Genomic DNA, 4,790 nt, shown 5'->3' on the forward strand with positions numbered 1-4,790 from the left:
CCCGCCGCCCCCGTTGAGGTTTCCGAGCCGACGAAGCCGGCGGACTCGACCGAGCAGGTTCCGGCGGCTGAAGAGGATGCGCCCGCCGCGCCCGCGGAGGCGACCGAGCCCGCCGCGCCCGAGAACCCGCTCGCCGCGGTGCTCCCGAGCGCGCCGATGACCCCGGAGGAGCGCTTCCGCGCCAGCACCCGGCTCATCTTCCTCGCCCCCGATCTGCCCCCGCTGCCGCCCCGCCAGCAGCGCGAGCCCCGCGGCTTTGACGCCTACCGGGACCAGCCCCGCGACGAGGAGCACGACGACCGCGAGCCCGCGAGCTCGCGGACCCGCACCCGGACCCGCGGCCGCGCCCGCGCCGAGGACCACGACGGCCCCCGCGACGCCGCGCGCGACCGCGACCGCGATCGCGACCGTGACGCTCACGACGAGGGGCAGCGCCGCCAGCGCAGCGCCCCCGTCATCACCGAGCCCCAGAAGATCAAGGGTTCGACCCGCCTGGAGGCAAAGAAGCAGCGCCGCCGGGACGGACGCGAGGCCGGCCGCCGCCGCGTCGTGGTCACCGAGTCCGAGTTCCTCGCGCGCCGCGAGTCCGTCGACCGCATGATGCTCGTCCGCGCGAAGGCGGACCGCATCCAGATCGGCGTCATGGAGGACAAGGTGCTCGTCGAGCACTACGTCGCCCGCTCCAGCGAGACCTCGCTGATCGGCAACGTCTACCTCGGGCGCGTGCAGAACGTCCTGCCCAGCATGGAGGCGGCCTTCGTCGACATCGGCCGCGGCCGCAACGCCGTGCTCTACTCGGGCGAGGTCGACTGGTCCGCGCTCGACGGCGGCAACACCGCCCGCAAGATCGAGAACGTGCTGAAGCCCGGCGACCACGTCCTGGTGCAGGTCACCAAGGACCCGGTCGGCCACAAGGGGGCCCGCCTCACGAGCCAGGTCTCCCTGCCCGGACGCTTCCTGGTCTACGTGCCCGGCGGCTCCATGAACGGCATCTCCCGGAAGCTCCCCGACACCGAGCGGGCGCGCCTCAAGAAGATCCTCAAGGAGGTGCTGCCCGACAGCGCGGGCGTGATCGTGCGCACCGCGGCCGAGGGCGCGACCGAGGAGCAGCTGACGCTCGATGTGCAGCGCCTCACCCGCCAGTGGGACTCGATCCAGGCGAAGACGAAGAGCGGCAACGCCCCGGCGCTGCTGCACAGCGAGCCCGACATGCTCATCAAGATCGTCCGCGACGTGTTCAACGAGGACTTCCAGAAGCTCGTGATCGCGGGCGAGGAGACGCACCGCACGATCACCGATTACCTCAGCCAGGTGGCCCCCGATCTGATCGAGCGCGTTGAGGCCCACACGGGGGAGCGCGACCTCTTTGACCAGTTCCGGGTGACCGAGCAGATCGCGAAGGCGCTCGACCGCAAGGTCTGGCTGCCCTCCGGCGGCTCGCTCGTGATCGACCGCACCGAGGCGATGACCGTGGTCGACGTCAACACCGGAAAGTTCGTCGGCTCCGGGGGAAACCTCGAGGAGACCGTCACCAAGAACAACCTGGAGGCCGCGGAGGAGATCGTGCGCCAGCTGCGGCTGCGCGACATCGGCGGCATCATCGTCGTGGACTTCATCGACATGGTGCTCGAGTCGAACCGCGATCTCGTCCTGCGCCGCATGATCGAGTGCCTCAGCCGGGACCGGACCAAGCACCAGGTCGCCGAGGTCACCTCGCTCGGCCTCGTGCAGATGACCCGCAAGAAGCTCGGCCTCGGCCTCCTGGAGTCCTTCAGCGAGGCCTGCGAGACCTGCGCCGGCCGCGGCATCATCGTGCACCACGACCCCGTGGTGAAGCACCGGGGCGAGGGCCAGTCCGCGTCCGGGCAGTCCGGTCAGTCCGGTCAGGCAAGCGGGTCGTCCCGGAAGCGCCGCAGCGGCGGCGGCGGCGGAAACGCCTCCTCCCCGCAGGCGGCCCCGGTGACCGCGCCCGTGCAGGCGCACAGCATCAGCGACGGCGCCAAGGACATGCTCGCGAAGGTGGCGGCGAAGACCCTGTCGAACGGCCGCGAGAACGGGACCGAGGACGCCGCTCCGGCGGAGCAGTCCCCGGCCCCCGAGGCCGCGCGCGAGTCGGCCCGCCCCGCTGCGGAGCCCGCGAACGCCGCACCCGTGGACGCCGCACCCGTCGGCGACTCCGAGGCTGCGGCGCTCCTCGCCGTCAGCGAACTGCTGGGGCAGCCGCTCCCGGAGACGGCGCAGCCGCGTCGTCGCGGGGGGCGTCGCTCCAGCGCCGCGGCGTCGCCCGCGGACACGGACCTGCTGGGCTCCGTGCTGGACGCCCTGCCGGACGCACCCGCGCCCGGGCAGAGCCGAAACCGCAGTCGACGGGTTTCCACCCAGGCGATCCGCGGCGGCGAACGCCCCGAACTCACCGAAAACTGAGTCGCGACACGGGGCGCGGTCATTTGACCGCACCCCGTGCGTGCGATAAAGTTGAGTGTTGGTGAAACCGTACGGTGACCACCAGCACTGTGGGGCTCCCTGAGTTCGGCCAGTCGCTTCGGCGGCAGGCTCTGGCGGCAGAGCCCCGCTCCATCAGACAGCATTCGTGGAATCCACCGCGAAGAGCAGTGGAAGACATTTCCTCGAGAAAAGGTTGACAATTGGTTTACGCAGTAGTGCGCGCCTCTGGGCGACAGGAAAAGGTTGAGGTCGGCACGATCCTCACGGTTAACCGCGTCACGGGCGACGACAAGGGCACGGTTTCCCTGCCCGCCGTCCTCCTCGTTGACGGCGACAAGATCACTAGCGACGCCGCGGCGCTCGCCAAGGTGGCCGTGACCGCTGAGGTTCTTGAGGACGTTCGCGGCCCCAAGATCGTCATCCAGCGGTACAAGAACAAGACGGGTTACAAGTCCCGTCAGGGCCACCGTCAGGACCTGTCCCGGATCAAGATCACGGGGATCAAGTAGCCACCGGCTACTCGGTAGAGAGACTTTAGGAGAACAGACTCATGGCAACAAAAAAGGGTGCGAGTTCCACTCGTAACGGTCGCGACTCGAACGCACAGCGCCTCGGCGTGAAGCGCTTCGGCGGTCAGCAGGTCAACGCGGGCGAGATCCTCGTTCGTCAGCGCGGCACCGTCTTCCACCCCGGCGTGAACGTCGGCAAGGGCGGCGACGACACGCTGTTCGCCCTCGCGGCCGGCGCGGTTGAGTTTGGTGCAAAGGGCGGCCGCAAGGTCGTCAACATTGTGGCGGCAGCTGAGTAGTCAGCTGCGGTACAGGTGAGGGCGAGCTTCGGCTCGCCTTTGCCGTTTCTGCGGGACACCGGTTCCGCGCAACAGAGTTAAGGGGTTTCAACGTGGTCACGTTTGTGGATCGAGTGCAGGTGCACCTCAAAGCCGGCGACGGCGGAGACGGTTGCATGTCGATCCGTCGCGAAAAGTTCAAGCCGCTCGCCGGCCCGGACGGCGGCAACGGCGGGCACGGCGGCGACATCGTGCTCATCGCTGACCCGCAGGAGACCACGCTGCTGGACTTCCACCGCCGCCCGCACCGCAGCGCCGACAGCGGCCTCTTCGGCCAGGGCGACTACAAGCACGGTGCCCGCGCCGCCGACATGGAGCTCCGCGTTCCCGTCGGCACGGTCGTGCACGGCCCGGACGACGAGATCCTCGCGGACCTGACGATGCCGGGGACCCGGCTCGTCATCGCCGAGGGCGGCCTCGGCGGCCTCGGCAACCACTCCCTCGCGAGCCAGAAGCGCAAGGCTCCCGGCTTCGCGCTGAAGGGCACCGAGGGCGAGGAGCTGGACATCTGGCTCGAGCTGAAGACCGTCGCCGACGTTGCCCTCGTTGGCTACCCGTCCGCGGGCAAGTCCAGCCTGATCGCCGCCATGAGCGCGGCGAAGCCGAAGATCGCGGATTACCCCTTCACGACCCTGCACCCGAACCTCGGCGTCGTCCAGTCCGGCGACACCCGCTACACGATGGCGGACGTGCCCGGCCTGATCGAGGGCGCGAGCGAGGGCCGCGGGCTCGGCCTGGAGTTCCTGCGCCACGTCGAGCGGTGCAGCGCGCTGCTGCACGTGCTCGACTGCGCGACGCTGGAGCCCAACCGGGACCCGATCACCGACCTCGAGGTCATCCTGCGCGAGCTGGAGGCCTACCCGGTCGGCGAGGGACAGGTGCCCCTGCACGAGCGCCCGCAGCTGATTGCGCTGAACAAGATCGACGTGCCGGAGGCGCGCGAGCTCGCCGAGTTCGTGACCGCCGAGCTGGAGTCGCGCGGCTACCGCGTGTTCCCCATCTCGACCGTGTCCCGGGACGGCCTCAAGCAGCTCGGGTTCGCCCTCGCGGAGACCGTCGAGGCCGAGCGCGCCCAGCGCCTGGCCGACGAGGCCACCCCCGAGCGCATCGTGCTCCGCCCGAAGGCGGTCAACGAGGCGGCCTTCACCGTGAAGCTCGAGGGCGGCAGCTACGGCAACTTCTTCCGCGTCCGGGGCAAGACCCCCGAGCGCTGGGTGCAGCAGACCGACTTCACGAACGACGAGGCCGTCGGCTTCCTCGCGGACCGCCTCGCCAAGATCGGCCTCGAGGACGCCCTCGTTCGCGCGGGCGCCGTCGCCGGATCCACCGTCGTGGTCGGCCCCGGCCAGGGCGTCATCTTCGACTGGGAGCCCACGCTCACCTCCGCCGCGGAGCTCATCACGGGCCCGCTCGGCACCGATGACCGGGTCTCGCCGAACAACCGCCGCACCAACAAGGAGCGCCGTTCGGAGTACACCGAGCTCATGGACGCGCGTAC

Annotated in this window: 4 protein-coding genes; all 4 read left to right on the forward strand. The window is 70.1% G+C overall.

Features of this window, described 5'->3' with window-relative positions:
• On the forward strand, positions 1 to 2,424 hold a 2,424-nt coding region (locus OOT08_RS15565), incomplete at its 5' end, for an Rne/Rng family ribonuclease (protein WP_325093755.1).
• A gap of 221 nt (positions 2,425 to 2,645) precedes the next feature.
• Positions 2,646 to 2,954 (forward strand): 50S ribosomal protein L21, encoded by a 309-nt coding sequence (gene rplU / locus OOT08_RS15570; RefSeq protein ID WP_325093756.1) that lies wholly within the window; start codon positions 2,646 to 2,648, stop codon positions 2,952 to 2,954.
• 41 nt (positions 2,955 to 2,995) lie between these two features.
• Positions 2,996 to 3,253 carry a 50S ribosomal protein L27 gene (rpmA, locus tag OOT08_RS15575; protein WP_325093757.1) on the forward strand — a complete coding sequence of 86 codons (258 nt, stop codon included), beginning with the start codon at positions 2,996 to 2,998 and terminating at the stop codon, positions 3,251 to 3,253.
• 92 nt (positions 3,254 to 3,345) lie between these two features.
• A partial coding sequence (obgE, locus tag OOT08_RS15580) for a GTPase ObgE (protein ID WP_325093758.1) occupies positions 3,346 to 4,790 on the forward strand: 1,445 nt, incomplete at its 3' end.

It is taken from the genome of Leucobacter sp. M11, assembly GCF_035726885.1.
GTDB lineage: Bacteria > Actinomycetota > Actinomycetes > Actinomycetales > Microbacteriaceae > JAPFRB01.